General features: G+C 70.2%; 13 protein-coding genes. 7 read left to right on the top strand and 6 right to left on the bottom strand.

The genetic code is table 11. From position 1 onward, the window contains the following. Positions 1-764: 764 nt before the first annotated feature. Positions 765-1,211, top strand: coding sequence for an ATP-binding protein (locus B042_RS0105790; protein ID WP_028647475.1), 447 nt, complete (start codon positions 765-767; stop codon positions 1,209-1,211). A 32-nt stretch (positions 1,212-1,243) separates the two neighbouring features. On the opposite strand, the gene B042_RS0105795 is transcribed toward B042_RS0105790, so the two are convergent. From B042_RS0105795 to B042_RS0105805, 3 genes are all read right to left on the bottom strand, one after another. After that, entirely contained in the window at positions 1,244-1,429 is a 186-nt protein-coding gene (locus tag B042_RS0105795; protein ID WP_028647476.1) for a hypothetical protein, read from the bottom strand. A gap of 153 nt (positions 1,430-1,582) precedes the next feature. Further along, positions 1,583-4,780: an efflux RND transporter permease subunit gene (locus B042_RS0105800; protein WP_028647477.1), complete on the bottom strand. Its 3,198-nt coding sequence runs from the start codon at positions 4,778-4,780 to the stop codon at positions 1,583-1,585. A 502-nt stretch (positions 4,781-5,282) separates the two neighbouring features. After that, positions 5,283-5,618 (bottom strand): helix-turn-helix transcriptional regulator, encoded by a 336-nt coding sequence (locus tag B042_RS0105805; protein ID WP_028647478.1) that lies wholly within the window; start codon positions 5,616-5,618, stop codon positions 5,283-5,285. A gap of 88 nt (positions 5,619-5,706) precedes the next feature. Between B042_RS0105805 and B042_RS0105810 the strand changes: the two genes are divergently transcribed. The 5 genes from B042_RS0105810 (at position 5,707) to B042_RS0105830 (ending at position 10,691) form a co-directional block, all read left to right on the top strand. Further along, positions 5,707-6,624, top strand: coding sequence for a cation diffusion facilitator family transporter (locus B042_RS0105810; RefSeq protein WP_028647479.1), 918 nt, complete (start codon positions 5,707-5,709; stop codon positions 6,622-6,624). Positions 6,625-6,859: 235 nt separating this feature from the next. Continuing rightward, entirely contained in the window at positions 6,860-8,197 is a 1,338-nt protein-coding gene (locus B042_RS0105815) for a TrkH family potassium uptake protein (protein WP_231493846.1), read from the top strand. 37 nt (positions 8,198-8,234) lie between these two features. After that, on the top strand, positions 8,235-8,906 hold the full coding sequence (locus tag B042_RS0105820; RefSeq protein ID WP_028647481.1) for a TrkA family potassium uptake protein: 672 nt from the start codon (positions 8,235-8,237) through the stop codon (positions 8,904-8,906). 87 nt (positions 8,907-8,993) lie between these two features. Beyond that, positions 8,994-10,127, top strand: coding sequence for a metal ABC transporter solute-binding protein, Zn/Mn family (locus B042_RS0105825; protein WP_036554059.1), 1,134 nt, complete (start codon positions 8,994-8,996; stop codon positions 10,125-10,127). 330 nt (positions 10,128-10,457) lie between these two features. After that, complete coding sequence (locus tag B042_RS0105830) at positions 10,458-10,691, top strand: DUF397 domain-containing protein (RefSeq protein ID WP_028647483.1); 234 nt, start codon at positions 10,458-10,460, stop codon at positions 10,689-10,691. 205 nt (positions 10,692-10,896) lie between these two features. Here B042_RS0105830 and B042_RS0105835 read toward each other — a convergent pair whose 3' ends face one another. Next, a complete protein-coding gene (locus tag B042_RS0105835; RefSeq protein ID WP_028647484.1) occupies positions 10,897-11,739 on the bottom strand; it encodes a helix-turn-helix transcriptional regulator in 843 nt (280 codons plus the stop codon). A gap of 239 nt (positions 11,740-11,978) precedes the next feature. Beyond that, positions 11,979-12,476, bottom strand: coding sequence for an ATP-binding protein (locus tag B042_RS24750; RefSeq protein ID WP_081748619.1), 498 nt, complete (start codon positions 12,474-12,476; stop codon positions 11,979-11,981). A gap of 362 nt (positions 12,477-12,838) precedes the next feature. On the opposite strand from B042_RS24750, the gene fabG reads away from it, so the two are divergent. Then, a complete protein-coding gene (gene fabG, locus B042_RS0105840) occupies positions 12,839-13,597 on the top strand; it encodes a 3-oxoacyl-ACP reductase FabG (protein ID WP_036554062.1) in 759 nt (252 codons plus the stop codon). A 58-nt stretch (positions 13,598-13,655) separates the two neighbouring features. Here the strand turns inward: fabG and B042_RS0105845 are convergent, their stop codons facing one another. Then, entirely contained in the window at positions 13,656-14,654 is a 999-nt protein-coding gene (locus B042_RS0105845; protein ID WP_028647486.1) for an LppW family protein, read from the bottom strand. Between the last annotated feature and the right edge of the window lie 53 nt (positions 14,655-14,707).

Genomic DNA, 14,707 nt, shown 5'->3' on the forward strand with positions numbered 1-14,707 from the left:
GGCTTTCCAACGAACGCGGACCAAGGGTGGGTGGATCGTCAGAAGAGTGTCATAACGACCGACGGAGCCCCAAACCGCAGCCCCCACGCACGAGGCCGTGCTCCCTCCCCCTCCACTAGCCCGAACTCGGGAAGTCCCCCCCGCCGCCGCGCGGCATTCGCCTTGACGTGACCCAATCGTTACATAAACTCGGGAGTCACATGCGTCACGCGTGATCGCGGGATCCTGGCACCGGATGCCGCCACCATCTCGCAGATTGCCCCCTTTTCGCAGATCAGAGGGGGCTATCCTGGCCAAAGCCAGGTCACCCGGGTCCCAGGGGAGGTACCAAGCGTATGCTGAGCGCGACTGCGCCCTCCAGTGTCGTAGGGCACACCGTCCACCGGACATGACCACCCGTCACGGCCGCCCCCGGCCCCTCCCCGTTTCCCAGTCCGACAGGGGCCCGCGCGGCTCCGCCGGACCCGACGTTCCGCGCCCCGTGGCACCAGACCACTTCCCTCCCCGTCCCCGAGGGCGTGACCCGTGTGTCTCCTACCGCGCCGTGACCCGCCCCTGCGGGCATGGACGCCACGAGGGCATGGCACCACCGCCCGCCCGCCGCGAACACACGTCCAGGGAAGTCCACCATGTGTGACACCGCAGCCCCGCGCAGTCTCCTCGGTTCCCGGCACGCGCACGCGCCACCGCCGGGCGCCATCCCCGCACGGCCCGCCCCGCTCCTCTCCCCCGAGTCCCGTCCGCCCCAACGACCGGCGAGTCCCATGGAAGAGCGCACCCAGCAGATCACCCAGACCGAGAGACCGGCCAGGCGCCGCTTCCCGGGGCTGCCGAGCCAGATCGCGCACGCACGCAGGTTCGTCGCCCGGCAACTGGCCGCCTCACCGGAGCTCACCACCGCGACGCTGCTGACCAGTGAGCTGGCCACGAACGCCATCACGCACAGCGCCTCCGGGCAGGAGGCCGGAAAGTTCGAGGTGTACGTGCTCCAGGCCCCCGGATGGGCCCGGGTGGAGGTCCGTGACCTGGGCAACATGGCCGAGTCGCCGCAACCCCAGCACCGTGCCCCCTACGACACCGAGGAGCACGGACGGGGCCTGGACCTGGTCGAGGCGCTCTCCAGCGCGTGGGGGACCGAGCCCCGGCGCGATGCGATGGGGCGCAGGGTGTGGTTCGAGCTGGTGTGGGACCGCGGCGGCGACCCGCTCTGACGGTACGCCGCCGCGCCGGTGCCGCGTCGCCGTCACTCCCCCGGCGGGGCCGGGTCCCGTGCGTCGTCGGCGGTGTCCGCCGTGTCGGCGCCACCGCCGTCCCCGGTCAGCCGGAAGCGCTCGTAGAGTTCGCGTGCGTAGTCCTTGGCCTCCTGTGACGGCTCCCCGCCCAGTTCGTCTCGGACGAGGTCGTCGAGGCTCTTGTTCGGTTCTTCCATGAAACGAACCCTGCCTTCCGTGCCCGGAGAGCACAAATCGACGCCCCGGGGAGCCGGTGAGACATCCCGTGCCAGGACCTCGGGAACCACCGGCCGGGCCACGGCGGGGCGCCCCGCAACGCGCGCGGAGCGCCCCTTGCCGGTGTTCGCCCGTCAGCGGCCGACCGGCTCTCCCGAGTGCTCCTGCGACGGGGTCAAGGAGTCCCCGGCGGCGTCCCCGGCCGTCCGCTGGGCGGCCCGGCGCTCCCGGCGCGCCGCACGCTTGGCCGCGCGGCGCTCCTTGCCGTGCTCCACCATCTGGTAGAGCACCGGCACCAGGATCAGCGTCAGCAGGGTGGACGAGATCAGACCGCCGATCACCACGATGGCGACCGGGCCGGAGATGAAGGCGCCTCCGCCGGCCAGCCCCGTCGCCAGCGGCACAAGGGCGGCGACGGTGCCCGCCGCCGTCATGAGGATCGGCCGCAGGCGGTGGCGTGCGCCCTCGACGATCGCCTCGCCGAGCGGCATGCCGTTGACCCGGTTCTGGTTGATCAGGTCCATCAGGACGATGGCGTTGGTGATCACGATGCCGATCAGCATGAGCATGCCGATGATGGCGGCCGCGCCGAGCGGGGTTCCGGTCAGCGCGAGCAGGGCCAGCGAACCGGTCGCCGCGAAGGGCACCGACACCAGCAGCAGGAGCGGCTGGATCAGGCTCTTGAACGTCGCCACCATGATCAGGTAGCAGATGACGACGGCGGCCAGCAGAGCCAGCCCGAGCTGGGCGAATCCCTCGGTCTGGTCCTGGCTGACCCCGCCCAGAGAGGCCTCGGACCCGGCGGGCAGGTCCAGGTCCTCCAGTGCCAGGGCGATCGCGGTGCTCACCGCTCCGAGGTCGGAGGCGGTGGGGCTGGCGGACACGGTCACACTGGAGACGCCGTCGACCCGGTTGAGCTCGGGCGGCTGCACGACCTCCTCCACGTCGGCGACCGTGTCCAGCTCCACTTCCTGGCCGGTCGGGGTGGTCAGCGGCAGCTCACGCAGTTCGGCGAGTGTCTCGGGCGCGTCTCCGGGGAGGATGACCACACTGCGGCGCACATCGTCGATCGTGGCGTTGCCGACGCCCCGGCCGTTGAAGGCCGAGGCGACCATCTGGCCGACCATGGCCTCGCTCAGCCCCCGCTCGGCGGCCTCCTCGGCGTCGACGCGGACCTCCAGGGACGCCTGGGACGGGGCCACGCCGTTGACGACGTCGTCGGCGCCCTCGACGTCCAGCAGCGCCTCCTCGACCAGGTTCGCGGCCTCCACGAGCGCGTCGTGGTCGTCAGCGGTCACCCGGACCTCGATACCCGCTCCCAGACCGCCCGAGGCGTCGAGCCGGGGCTCGTTCTCGGTGTCCAGGTCGGCGAGGGCGTCCCGCAGTACGTCGCGGTTGCTCAGCTGGTCGGTGTCGGGGTCGGCGGTGACGGTGTAGCTGATCTGGTCGTTGCCCGGCATCAGCGGGTTGCCGCCGACGCTCGTCTGGTAGCTGTCCACCCAGTCCAGGTCGGCGAGCACGGCCTCGACCTTGACGGCCTCGGCGTCGGCCACGTCGAGCGAGGTGCCCGGCTCCAGCTCCTGGACGACGGTGTAGGTGTTCTGCTCCGCCTGGCCGAGCCAGTCGGTCTCCATGGTGAAGTACAGGGCACCCGTGCCGACGGCGATGGCGGCGCTGGCCGCCAGGACGGTCGCGGTGGCGCTCTTGCGCTTGACGGTGATCCACCGGATGACCGGAACGTAGACCCGCTGGAGCGGTGAGCGCAGCTCCCGCTCGCTCTCGGCGCGCTCGATCTCCTCCTGGGAGGTGTCGCCGACGTCCTTGGGCCGCATGAACCAGTAGCACAAGACCGGGGTGAGCGTGAGAGCGACGATGAGCGAGGCGCCCAGGGCGATCGAGCTGGTCACGGCGAAGGGCACGAAGATCTCGCCGACCATCCCGCCGACGAGGGCCACCGGCAGGAACACGGCGATGGTGGCCAGCGAGGAGGAGGCCACGGCGGTGGCGACCTCGCGGACGCCGTCCTTGACCGCCGCCATGCGCTCCTTGCCGTAGCCCATGTGGCGGCGGATGTTCTCCAGGACCACGATCGAGTCGTCGACCACGCGGCCGATGGAGATGGTGATGGCCGCCAGGGTCAGCATGTTGAGGGTGAACCCGAAGATCTGCATCCCCAGGAAGCAGGCCAGGACGGACACCGGGATGGACACGGCGATGACCAGGGTGGACCGCAGCGACATCAGGAAGACCAGGATGACCAGGACCGCGGCGACCAGACCGTAGACGCCGGACTGGAACATGTCCTCGATCGACTCGTTGATGAAGGGCGCCTGGTCGAAGACCGTGGTCAGCTCGGTGTCCTCGCCGAGCAGGTCGGCCCGGTCGTCCAGGACCGACATGACCCCCTCGGAGATGTCGACGGTGTTGCCGTCGGGGGTGGGCAGCACCATGAGCATGATGCTCGGCTGGCCGTTGACCCGGGAGATGTCGGCGGCCTCCTGGGCGACCAGTTCCACGTCGGCCACCTCGGAGAGCTGGACCGGGGAGGGCGCGGGGCCGCCCGCGGCCGTCGCGGCGGAGACCGCGGCCTGGGAGGGCTGGATCCACACGTCCTCGACCTGTTCGAGGCTGGTGTGCTGCTGGCCGGTGGTGACGCTGAGTTGGCGGCCCTCCTCCACGAGGGAGCCGCCGCGCATGAGCAGGCCGCTGGACTGGAGGGCCTGGGCGACGTCCTCCGAGGACAGGCCGGCCGCGGCCAGTTCGTCCTCGTCGAGGGAGATCTCGACCCGCTCCTCCTCGACGCCGATGAGCACGGCCGAGCGCACGCCCTCGACCGCCTCGACCTCGGGGATGAGCACGCTCTCGACGGTGTCGGCCGTCTCCTGGTCGTTGCCGTCGGTGCTCACCGCCAGGACCAGGGACGGCAGCAGGTTGGTGCCCACGGAGGAGACGGTGGTCTCCACTCCGTCGGGCAGGAAGGAGGACATCTCCTCGACGGCGACCTGGGTCTCGCGGACCAGTGCGGTCTGGTCCTGGCCGTAGTCGAACTGCGCCATGATCTGGGCGGTGCCGGTGCTGCTGGTGGAGGTGACGGAGGTGACGCCCTCGACGCCCTGGACGACCTGCTCCAGGGGTTCGGCGACCTGCCCCTCCACGACGCGCGGTGAGGCGCCCTCGTAGGTCGCCTGGACGGTGACCACGGGGAGGCTGAACTGCGGGAAGAGTTCGCGCTTGGCTCCGACGGCGGCGAGGGCCCCGAAGAGCAGCACCGCGAGGATGATGAGGAGGACGAGCGCACGGTTGCCGAGGGAGATGTTCGACAGGCGGTTCACGCGTGCCCCCCATCCGCCGTCGGTGCGGAGGGCACGCGAAGGTGCGTGTCCGCGCCGGGGATCCATAGGGCCGATCTGGACATAAGGGGTTCTCGCTCCTTGTTCACTGCCGGGTGGAGGTCTGCGGCCTCCGGGACGCGCGATGCGCGGCGCACCGGCCCTCGGGGGCGTGCGGTGGCGGGAGCGTCACGGGGCTGCGGTGACAGCCCTCCGCCGACTCGCTGGTCCCCACTCGCGGGTAAGCCGGAACCGTGCGGGCGCTGTTGTCAGCGTACGTCGCGTTATATCGGAAGCCGTGCCCCTGTGGCCCGCTTCAGGGGACTTTCAGGGAGAGGTCAACCTTCTGTCAGGGTCGTCCCCGACCAAAGTCGCACGCCCGGGGCGACGACGGAACGCCCCGCCCTGACGTGGTGTTCCCCACGATCCGCGAAGCCGGAGCGCGGGCACGCCCCCCCCAGGGAGCGGCCACGTGTGAGACTCCTCACGGAGGCGGCGGCAGGGCTCAGGCGAGGGTGCCGCGCCGCCCCTCGGAGGGCGCGTGCGGCTGTGCCGTACCCCACACCACGCGCAGGAGGTCCTCCAGCGCGTGGGCGAGGGAGGCGTCGACGAGTTCGTAACTGACCCGCCGTCCGCGCGCGTGGGTACGGACCAGTCCGCAGTCCCGCAGGCAGGCCAGGTGGTTGGAGACGTTCTGCCGGGTGAGTCCGAGCTGGCCGGCGAGGGCGGCGGGGTAGTTCGGGCCCTCCAGGAGGGCGAGCAGGAGGCGGGAGCGGGTGGGGTCGGACAGGGCGCGCCCGAGGCGCTGGATGGCGGTGAGGCGCTGCTCGGAGGTCAACATGGGAATTATTGTACAGAGTTTGCTGTATAGACAGCACCGACTGTATAAACAGTGGAGGCTGAACCACCCCGGACGAGGGAGGCGGGCGATGGGCACCGGACACGGCCACACGCACGGCGCGGCCACCGCGGGGGCCGCGCACCGAAAGCACCTGGCCATCGCCCTGGGGCTGATGCTCACCGTCGCCGCCGTCCAGGTGGCGGGCGCCGCGTTCAGCTCAAGCCTCGCCCTGCTCGCCGACGCCGGACACACCGCCACCGACTCCTTCGGCGTGGGACTCGCCCTGGCCGCCGTGTGGATCGCCGCCCGGCCCGCCACCGGCCAGCGCACGTTCGGGTTCCAGCGGGCGGAGATCCTGGCCGCCGCCGTCAACGCGCTCGCGCTCTTCGTCCTGTGCGGGTTCATCGTGCTCGAAGCGGTCGAACGGCTGCGCTCCCCCGCCGAGGTGTCCGGCGCCGGCGTGGTGGCCGTCGCCGCCGTCGGCCTGGTCGCCAACGCCATCGCGCTGCTGGTCCTGCGCGCGGGCGCCCAGGAGAGCCTCAACGTCAAGGGCGCCTACACGGAGGTGCTGGGCGACGCGCTCGCCTCCGTCGGCGTCATCGCGGGCGGCGCCGTGCTGTGGCTGACCGGCTGGTCGCGCATCGACAGCCTCCTCTCCCTGGCCATCGCCGCGATCATCGTCCCCCGTGCCTGGTCCCTGCTGCGCGAGACCGTGCACATCCTGCTGGAGGCCGCCCCGCGCGGAATGGACCCGGGCGAGGTCCGCGAGCACCTCCTGCGCCACCGGGCCGTGATCGACGTCCACGACCTGCACGCCTGGACCATCACCTCCGGTCTGCCCGTACTCTCCGCGCACGTCGTGGTGGAGCCCGAGCGCCTGCACGACACCGGACCGATGCTGGACGAACTCCACGGGTGCCTGGCCCGGCACTTCGGCGTGGAGCACTGCACCCTGCAACTGGAACCCCCCGGCCACGCCGGCCACGAGGGCACCGACCACGTTTGAGGTCCGGTCCGGCGTGCGGTGGAACGGGCAATGACGTACACGGTCCGCGGCGGATGGCAGAATCGTTCGGGTCCGAAGACAGCCTCACCCGGAACTCGGTGGAACGTCGATCATGCAGTCGCTCACCGCGAGGGCGCGGGCCCGCGCCGCGCGGACGGCCGACAGGGTGCGGCGCTCCGCGGCCCGCCGCCTGGGCCTCGTCCCCTTCCTCCGGCGCTGGGCGCCGCGCAGATCCATGCACAGGCGCAACGCGTGGGAGAAACCCGCGCGCGCCTTCCTCCTCATGTTCCTCGTCACCGACCTGCTCGGCGCCGCACTGCTGATGACGCCCGCGGCCTCGACGGGGGACGAGGGGCTGACCGCGGTCCAGGCGCTGTTCACCGCGACGACCTCGCTCGCCGTCTGCGGGCTGAGCGTCGTCTCGATCGGCGGCGACCTGACGGTGTTCGGCCAACTGGTGGTGGCCGCCCTGATCCAGGTCGGCGGCATCGGCATCATGACCCTGGCCTCCCTGCTCGGCTCAGCCCTGGTACACCGGTTCAGCCTGCGCATGCAGCTCAACGTCCAGGCGGAGAACCGCGCCCCGGCCGTGGGCGAGGTCACCGGGATCGTGAGCCGGGTGGCGATCACCTGTCTGGTGATCGAGGGCGCGGTGTTCGCCGTCATCACCCCGGCCATGTGGCTGGGCCACGGCATGGGCCTCGGCGAGGCGCTGTACTCGGGGTTCTTCCACTCGGTGTCGGCGTTCAACAACGCGGGCCTGTCGCTGTACGACGACAGCCTGACGCGCTTCTCCGGGGACCCGGTCATCCTCGGCACCGTCGCGGCGGCGGTCGTGCTCGGCGGCATCGGCTTCCCCGTCCTCATCGAGATGCGCCGGGCCTGGCGCACCCCCCGCCTGTGGAGCCTGCACGCCCATCTCACCGTCGTCCCAAGTGCCGCGCTCTTCGCGGTGACCATCGTGCTGGTCACCGCGATGGAGTGGCACAACCCCGACACCCTGGGCGGACTGCACTGGTGGGCCAAGCTCACCGACGGGGCCTTCCACGGGGTGATGCCGCGCAGCGGGGGGTTCAACGTGGCCGACACCGGGGCGATGAACGACTCCACCCTGCTGCTCACGATCATGATGATGTTCGTGGGCAACGGCAGCGCCGGGACGGCCGGGGGCATCAAGGTGGCCACCCTGGCCGTGCTCTTCCTCGTCCTGTGGTCGGAGGTGCGGGCCCATGACCGGGTGCACGTCGCCGGCCGCCGCCTGCCGCCGGACGTCGTCCGCCAGGCCGTCAGCCTGACCTTCCTGTCGATGACCACGGTCGCGGTCACGACCGTCTTCCTGCTGTACACCACCCCCTTCACCTTCATGCAGACCCTGTTCGAGGTGGTCTCGGCGGTCGGCGTGGTGGGGCTCTCCACGGGTATCACCCCGGAACTGGACCCCTGGGCGCAGGTGCTGATGGTCGTGCTGATGATCGCCGGACGCATCGGCCCCGTCACGTTCGTCACGGCGATCGCCTTCCGTGAGCGCCGACGCCGCTACGACCTCGCTGAGGCCCGGCCCATGATCGGCTGAGGTCCACCGCACTCCCGTCCACGAAGGAAGATCCCCGTTGCCGCACGCCAAGAAGGAATCCGACAAGCGCATCCTCATCATCGGGCTGGGCCGGTTCGGCAGCTCGATGGCCCTGGAGCTGATCAGCCACGGCTGGGAGGTGCTGGGGATGGACTCCAGCCCCCGGCTGGTCCAGATGTTCGCCGACGCCCTGACGCACACCGTGATCGCGGACGCCACCGACGACGAGGCGCTCAGACAGATCGGCGCCGCGCAGTTCACGCACGCCGTGGTCGCCATCGGTTCGCACCTGGAGGAGAGCATCCTTGCCACGTCGCAACTGGTCGACCTGGGGGTGCCCGACATCTGGGCCAAGGCGATCAGCCGCCGCCACGGGCGCATCCTCGAACAGGTGGGGGCCCACCACGTGGTCCTGCCCGAGCACGACATGGGTGAGCGCGTCGCCCACCTGGTGTCAGGGCGCATGCTCGACTACGTGGAGCTGGAGGAGGGGTTCTCCCTGGGCAAGACCAAGGCCCCCAGGGAGCTCATCGGCATCCCGCTGGCCGAGACCAGGGTGCGCCAGAAGTACGGGATCACGGTCGTCTCGGTCAAGCACCGCGGCAAGGCGTTCACGTACGCGAGCCAGGAGACCGTCCTCAGCAAGGGCGACGTGATCGTGGTGGCGGGACGCACCGAGGACGTGGAGCGCTTCGCCGAGTCGCACTGAGCACGGCGGCGCCGGGACGCGCCAAGTGACAACCCTCTCTTTACCGACAAATTGACAATCATTTTCATTTTCACGCATGATGGACCCATGCGAACAGGGACTACCGTGCGGGCCGCAGCCGTCGGCGCCGCGACACTCATGTTGATCACGGCCTGCGGGGACGGCGGCGGAGCGGACGGCGGCACGCCGGACGCCGAGCTGAGCCTGGTCACCGGGGTCTACCCGCTGGAATGGCTGGCGGGACAGGTGGGCGGCGACCGGGTCTCGGTCACCCAGCTCACCGAGCCCGGCGCCGAGCCCCACGACCTCGAACTGACCGGCCGCCAGTTGGGCGAGGTCACCGACGCCGACCTGGCCTTCTACGTCTCGGGCCTCCAGCCGGCCGTGGACGAGGCCGTCGAGCAGCAGGCCCCGGACACGGCGCTGGACGTGGCCGACGTCATCGAACTCCACCCGGTGGCCGAGGGGGGCGGGCACGACCACTCCGACGACGAGCACGCCGAGGAGAGCCACGACCACTCGGAAGAGGGGCACGACCACGCCGAGGACGACCACTCCGACGACGAGGGCCACTCGGAGGAGGAGCACTCGGAGGAGGAGCACGGGCACTCCGACGACGAGCACGCCGAGGAGAGCCACTCCGACGAAACCCACGAGGAAGACCACGCAGAGGAGGGGGGCGACGGCCACGACCACGGCGAGTTCGACCCGCACTTCTGGCTGGACGTGGACCTGATGGCGGAGACCGCCCGCGCCCTCGCCGACCGGATGGCCGAGATCGACCCGGAGGGCGCCGCGACCTACACCGACAACGCCGAGGCCGTGGCGGCCGAGCTGGCGGCGATCGGCCAGGAGTACGACGAGGGGCTGGCCTCCTGCACGCACAGCGAGGTCGCGGTCGGGCACACCGCGTTCTCCTACCTCACCGAGGCCTACGGCCTGGAACAGATCGGTGTCAGCGGGATCGACCCCGACACCGACCCCTCCCCCTCGCAGATCGCGGCGATCGCCGACACCGTCGAGGAGCTGGGCATCGGGACGGTGTTCACCGAGCCGCTGATGCCGCCCGAGACCGCTGAGACCATCGCAGCCGAGAGCGGGGCCGAGGTCGCCGTACTCGACCCGCTGGAGGGTGTGACCGAGGATTCCCCCGGCGACGACTACCCCTCGATCATGCGGGGCAACCTGGAGGCGCTGACCGCCGCCCTGGAGTGCTCCTGACCCATACATCCCACGAGGCCCCTTGCCACCGCGCGTCCTGCGCGGCGGCAGGGGGCCTTTCCCGTGCCCGGCACTCCGGGGACGGGATCCCCAAAAGCGGAATTTCCGCAGCCAAAAGCCTTCTTGTCGGATGATTTCCCACCGCTCGGAAAACGAGTCGACCCCGCCAAGGTCACGCGGTGCTTACAAGGCTCCGAAGCTCAGGACAAGTGTCCTTGGTCACGCTATTCTTATGCATGCGACAGTGCCGATGCACTGCCAAATGCACATGCATTTGACAGTGCATCGGTGCCTCGCTCCCCCGTACGACACAAAGGAGCGCAGTTCACCATGACCGCACACAACGGGATCACCGCGACCGAGCTCACCGGCGCGGCCTGGCAGAAGGCCAAGCGCAGCAACTCACAAGGCGCCTGTGTGGAGATGGCCCGGCTCACCGACGGCTCGGTCGCCGTCCGCAACTCCCGCTTCCCCTCCGGGCCGGCTCTGGTCTACACGCAGGAAGAGATCGACTGCCTCATCCTCGGCGCCAAGGACGGCGACTTCGACAACCTGTTGAGCTGACCCCGCCGACGGCGACAGCAGCACGGACCCGGAGGCAACGGTGGCCGCCAGCGCCCCCTCGGCGCGACCGTCGCCCTCTCCGCCCCGGGCGCACCGCCGGGGGCCCAGCGACAGGGCCCCCGGCGGCACTCGAAGCCGAAACCTCGATGCCGCGGGCGGGGTGCGGCCCGCGCCGGGGAAAGGGCACAGGGCGCTCTGGGCCCTCTCAGGCCTTCTCGAAGTCCTCCAGGACCTGGTGGAGCATCTCCAGCGTCTCGTCCGGCGTGTAGGCCACGACGCTCAGCCGCGTCATCGCCTTGGTATAGGCCTCCACCACGTTGCGGCGGTCCACGATCTCACCGTCGGTGAGCTGTTCCAGGTAGAGCAGGTCGGCCAACTCGAATTCGGAGTAGCGCAGCAGTGTGAACGACCCGGCCTCGGCCGCGTGGGCACCGACCTCGAAGGGGACGATCTGGAGGGTGATGTTCGTGTAGTCCCGGCAGAACTCGATCAGGCGGCGGATCTGGCCGCACATGATCTCCTTGCCGCGCGGTTTGCCGCCGATCGGCCTGCGGACCGCGGACTCGTCGAGGATGACCCACATCCGCATGTCCTGGTCGGTCTCCAGCCGCTGCTGTCTTCGCAGCCTGGCCTCGATCCGCTGCTCGGTGACCATGTCGGTCTCCACACCGCCGGAGATGATCTCGCGCGCGTACTCCTCGGTCTGGAGCAGACCGGGCACGAACTGGGACTCGTAGATGCGGATGTGGTCGGCGGCCTCCTCGAATCCGACGTAGCGGACAAACCACTTGTGGAGGGAGTCGCCGTACTCTTTCCACCAGCCCGACTTGTTGGATTCGCGGGCCACGTCGACGAATTCCTTGACCACCTGCCGGTCGGTGATCCCGTACATCTTGAGCAGGTCCTCGATATCGCGGATCTTGAAACCGACCCGGCCGAGTTCCATCCGGCTGATCTTCGACGCGGACGCGCGAATCCTGTTCCCCGCGTCCTCGCGCGAGATACCGCGCTGTTCGCGATGCTTGCGCAACTCGTGCCCGAGGAGCATGCGACGCACAGTGGGGCCGCTCCCCTTGCGCAGTCGAGCGATATCCACCTTCGCCGCCTCTCTGTCACATTCCCCGGACAAGGGTATCCGGACCGCCGGCCCCGAGGCGGGCTGGTCCGGTTCGATACCGCAGGTACACGATATAGCCCCCCGTGTCCGCCCCTACCGCCCCTCCCCGGCACCCGGACAGGCGCGACGCGGGACGCCCGCCGGAGGCCACACACCGACCGGGGGGTGCGTCACACGAATTGCGCCCAAACGAACTTTCCACTCGGGGGGGTCGGAATCACTCCCCACTCTCGCGCGAAAGCACTCACCAGTGCAAGCCCGCGACCGCCTTCAAGTACCAGATCCGGCTTCCTTCTGCTCGGCCACCGATGCCCCCCGTCACGAACCGCACAGATGAATTCCCCACCGCTGCGCATCAGGGAGAGCTGAATACCGCCCTCACCCGGCCCGGGTACGGGGATCGGGCCGCCGTGCCGGACCGCATTGGTCACCAATTCGGAAACAACGACCGAGACGTCGCCGGACAAGTGATCCATCGCCCATTCCCTGAGAAGCGCGCTAGAAATCTCCCGCGCGGCCCCCACGGCGTACGGGCGGGGTTCGAGACCCCACGTGACGGCGTCATGACTGTCACCGCAGACAGGCGTGTTCCAGCGACTGGAACCGCACTCCAGAACCCTGAACCACCAGCCCCGGTCCGGCTCCGTCACCGCCTCCGCGCACTCCATGCCATCCACTCCTCACCGGTGCCCTGCTGTCGCGGAACGTCGGGCACCCAGGGTCCGGCCACGTGGCCCTCTTCCGCCGGAATCCCTGTGACACGCTGCGAAAACCGCGTGTCGGCCCGCTCGGCCCGTGCTTCTGCACGAGCCGAATGCACGTGCACCTTGGCTCTCCCGGCAATCGTAAGGCAAGCTCCGGCACCGCGCAGGGAAACTCCGACACCGATCGCCGACGAGCTCAACGGCGCATGGCATGCGCACCGCGCATAGTCGGATGGCCGAGACACGCCCCCCGCGCCCGTACCGACCGGTTGGCATGCCGATAGGATTCGTCCGCGCCCACCACCCGAACTCTTGGAGGTAACACCATGTCCCCTGCGCCCCGTGTGGCCATCGTGACCGGAGCCGCTCGCGGAATCGGCGCCGGCACCGCCGAGCGCCTGGCGCGTGAGGGCCGTGCCGTGGCCGTGCTGGACCTGAAGGAGGCCGACGCCCAGGAGGTCGTGGACCGCATCACGGCCTCGGGCGGCAAGGCCCTCGCCGTGGGCTGCGACGTCTCCGACGAGGAGCAGGTGCAGACCGCGGTGGACTCCGTCGCCGAGCGCCTCGGCTCCCCGGAGATCCTGGTGAACAACGCCGGCGTCCTGCGCGACAACCTGCTGTTCAAGATGTCGGCCTCCGACTGGGACATCGTGATGAACGTGCACCTGCGGGGCTCCTTCCTCATGAGCAAGGCCGTCCAGGCCTACATGGTCAAGACCAGGTGGGGCCGGATCGTCAACCTGTCCAGCTCCTCGGCGCTGGGCAACCGCGGCCAGGCCAACTACTCCGCGGCCAAGGCCGGCGTCCAGGGCCTCACCAAGACCCTGGCCATCGAGCTGGGCCAGTTCGGCGTCACCGCCAACGCGGTCGCCCCCGGCTTCATCGAGACCGACATGACCCGGGCCACCGCCGAGCGCATCGGCATCGACTACGAGGCCATGAAGGAGCACCAGGCCAAGCAGACCCCCGTGCGGCGCACCGGTGTCCCGGAGGACATCGCCAACGCCGTCGCGTTCTTCACCGGTGAGGACGCGGGGTTCGTCTCCGGCCAGGTCATCTACGTGGCCGGCGGCCCCCTGGACTAGCGGCCGCGGGGGAGGGCGCCCCGGGCGCCCTCCCGGGACACCCCGTCCGCACAAGTCGTCAGTAGGCGGGGTAGGGGACCTCGACGGGCACACCGCTGGGGGCCTCGATCTCCTCGATGACCATGGACACCAGCTCCTCGGTCAGTTCGACGCCCGAGAAGTAGTCCGGGTGGTCGTCGGTGAGGACCGCGATGAGGTACTCGCGGTCCTCACCGACGACATAGCCCACGCTGTTGACGTTCCACAGCCCGTCGTTGGCGTCGCGCGGGACCCAGCCGTTCTTCAGGCCGACGGTGTCGCCCCGCTCGGCCGCGACGCTGATCCCCCACGCCTGTTCGGGTGCGACGGCCTCCATCAGCTCGCACACGTAGGCGCGGCTCTCCTCCGAGAGCGGCCCCTCGTCGGTGTACAGGAAGCGCAGCAAGCGGAGCTGGTCGGCGGCGGTCGTCTCGGTCGCCCCCCACCTGCCGGTGGGCAGGGGCACGGTCTCCAGGTAGCCGATGCGTTCGGCGCCCTCCTCGAACCCGGCGGCGTAGCCCAGCCTGGCGTAGAGGGAGTCGGCCTTGCCGTTGTCGCTGTAGCGGATCATCTCCTCGGCCTGCGCCCGCTCGGCTGAGGTGAGGGAGCGCCCCTCCTCCTCGGCCCGCAGGAGCAGCATGGTGAGGATGGTCAGCTTGACGGTGCTGGCGGTGGTGAACCCCTCGTGTGCCGCGTAGCTGAAGGCCGTCCCGGTGCGCAGGTCCTGGACGGCGATGCCCACGCGCGCCCGGTGCTCCTCGGCCAGCCCGGCCACCCGGCCGGTGAGCTCCTCGCGCTCGCGCACCGTGAGGGTGGCCGATCCCGAGGGCCCGGGGTCGGGCGCGAAGAGCAGCGCCGGGGGGACCTCGGCGCCGGCCGACAGGTGCACCCGGGCCGACACGCTCTCGGGCTCGGGCAGCCGCACGGCCTGGGCACCGGCCATGGCACCCGGAAGCAGGGCGAGGACCGTGGCCGCGGCCACCGTGACCGCGGCGACGGAGCGCCGACGTCGTACGTCGGCCGGAGAACGCCCAAGCACGCGACCACCGGTCCGTTCACAGGGGAGTTTGGACTGTTTTGCCCAATTATCGG

Source organism: Nocardiopsis sp. CNT312 (genome assembly GCF_000515115.1).
GTDB lineage: Bacteria > Actinomycetota > Actinomycetes > Streptosporangiales > Streptosporangiaceae > Nocardiopsis.